Source organism: bacterium, assembly GCA_030654305.1.
Lineage (GTDB): Bacteria > Krumholzibacteriota > Krumholzibacteriia > LZORAL124-64-63 > LZORAL124-64-63 > PNOJ01.
The window spans coordinates 1-2,538 of the sequence record JAURXS010000025.1 but is presented as its reverse complement, the minus strand read 5'-3'; the positions used below and the strand labels follow the sequence as shown (position 1 = coordinate 2,538).

General features: G+C 76.7%; 1 protein-coding gene. It reads left to right on the top strand.

Annotated elements, in window-relative coordinates; translation table 11 throughout:
• Positions 1-2,538 (top strand): hypothetical protein (locus Q7W29_00680; protein ID MDO9170329.1); only part of this gene is annotated, 2,538 nt, incomplete at both ends.

Sequence of the window (2,538 nt, the reverse complement as noted above, 5' to 3'; positions counted from 1 at the left end):
TCACCTGGGCCCGGCCGTCCGACCTCGCCGACCCCGAGCTGGTCCGGCGCCTCGCCCTGGACCCGCCGACGGAGATTTGGGCCGGGGATCTGGGCGGATGGCTGCCGTCGGGCGCTACCGACGGCGGTCGCTGCGCGCCTTGCCTGCACGCGCTGCTGCACTTGGTCGAGGCGCCCATGACGCTGCAGGCGACGGACCTGCCGGGTTCCTGGCGCCGGTACCTGTCCGGCCTGTTCGAACACGCCGGCGGCCTGGTCCTCGACACCCTGGACGAGTCGACGATGTCGGACCTGGCGGACCTGCCCGCGGTCGTGATCGGTCGCGTCCCGCACCCGCAATGGCCTTGCCCGAGCTGCGCCACGGTGTCGGCCTGGCTCCGCTGGTCTCAGGGCTGCCCCGCCTGCGGTTCGGCGCTGGAGCGCTGGGCTTCGCCCGCGGACCGCACCGCCCTGCTGCGGCATCTCTGGCGGGAGAAGCTCCGGGCCCTGGCCGAGCGCACGTCGGCGCCGCGACCCGAACCGCTGTGCGTGTGGACGACGCCCGAGCACCAGGAACTGCTGACCTCCCTGCTGGACGAGGCGGGTCGTCGCTGGCGCCTGCAGCCCACCCGCCAACTGACGGCGTCGCCCGCCCCGGACGAATGGCTCGTCTGCTGCCTGGGCCGCGCCGAGGAACCGCCGGCCGAATGCCGCCACGCCCTGCTGGACCCGCCTCCCGGCGAGCAGGAGCTGCGGCGGTTCCGCCTGCGCGCCCGCGGCGAGACGAGCCTCTGGTACCACGCGCTCGAACTGGATCCCGCGTGCGGCGCGCTGGCCGGCGACGAACGCCGCGCGACCGGCGGGGACTTCCGGCGCCTGTTCAGCGTGGCGTCGGCCTCGACCGTCGCCGAGGCCGGCCCGGGCGGGGACGGTGCGCTGCCGCCACGCTGCGTGGAGGCGCTCTGCGGCCTGCCCGCCGCGGACGTGCGTCGGGCCCTGGGCGTCGCCGCCTGGACGGCGGCGGTCGGCGGCCGCAGCGTCGCGCGGGAACCGACGCCACAGCCGCGCCGGGTGCGGCCCGCGGTGGCCCTGGTGGAGGCCGAGTACCGGCTCGAACGGCTCGCCGCGCTGCTGCCGCGCGTCGTCGCGTCGCTGGGCGCCGCGACCGCGCTCGAGGGATCGCCCCTGCTGACCGATCCGCTCCGGCTCTGGCCGTGGCTCGACCCGACCGAACGCGGCTGGTGGGACCGCCTGCTGCTGGCCGTCTCGCCGCTGCACGCGCCGACCGGCCGGACCATGCTGGTCTACGCCGCGGCGGGCGGGTCGCTCCACGCGCCGCGGCGGCGCTGCGGCGTGCGCGGGGACGCCGCGACGCTGGCCTCGCTCGTCTCCGGGCGCCTGGCGGCCGTACATGAACGGGCGCGCCAGCTGTCCGTTCACGAGGCGGGGGAGGTCCCGTTCCCCGCGCCGGACGACGACGTGCACGCCGCGGGCGTCATGCTCGGCCTGTGGTGCGTCGACGGCGCGGCGGCGCACGGCGAGATCGTGCTGGACGAATTCACCGCCGTGCTCGCCGCCGGGACCGACCCGGCGCCCGCGGCCGAACTGCTGGCCGCCATGGCCCGCGAGGACGACGCGTGGCGGGAGCAGTTGCTCGAAGCCTGGCGCGACGGCTGCCTGCCCGACGTGAAGCCCGTCGCCGCGCGGCGAGCCGGGCGCGACGACGACGCGGAACCAGTCGCCGACTGGCCGCCGCCCGGCGCGCCGCCCCTGGTCCTGGAGGGCATGACGGGCACCGGCGCGCCCGAAGCGGCCGCCCGCCTGCTCGTGTCGTTGCTGGACGCGGGGACCGATCACCGGCAGATCGTGGTGATCGCGCCCGGGACGGCCGCCGCGGCCAGGTTCCACCTGGCCTGGCGTCGCGTCCGGCCCGGTCTGCCGCCGCCGAACGTGACCCTGGAGCACGACAACCTGGAACTGGGCGACCCGCCCGGCGACGGGATCCTCCGCGGCGAGCCCGCCGAGGAGGTGCTGGTGCTGCTCGAGGCCCAGGACCTCTCCACGACGCTGCGCTTCCGCGCCGCCCAGCGCTTCCAGGCCGGACGGCAGCTGTGGACGGTGGACCCGATGCTCTGCCAAGAGACGCGCGAGCACCTCTACCTGGTGGTGCCGCCCCGGCAGCAGGTGGTCGCCCTGCGGGACCAGCTGGACCAGTCGCGCCAGGTGTGCGAGGAGATCCTGGATCTGGTCGCGCGCTTCGCCGGCGAGCGCCCCCGCGTCCGCGCCCGGCGCCGCGAGCGCGGCGAGGTCGTGTCCTCCTACACCACCAACGGGCCGGAGGCCGTCAACCTCATCGTCGACCTGCAGCGCGGCGGCGCCGGGCGTCTCTGGAACCTGGTGGCGCCGGTGCGCGGCGACTTCGTCACGCTCGCGCAGACCGCCTCGCTGGCGGGCTGGCTGCCGGTGGAGCGCCACCGCCTCGACCCGCTCCTGCTGCCGGGACCGTTCGAGATCCTGGCCCTGGCCCTGGACGTGGCCGCCGCCGGTGCGGTCGCGCCCC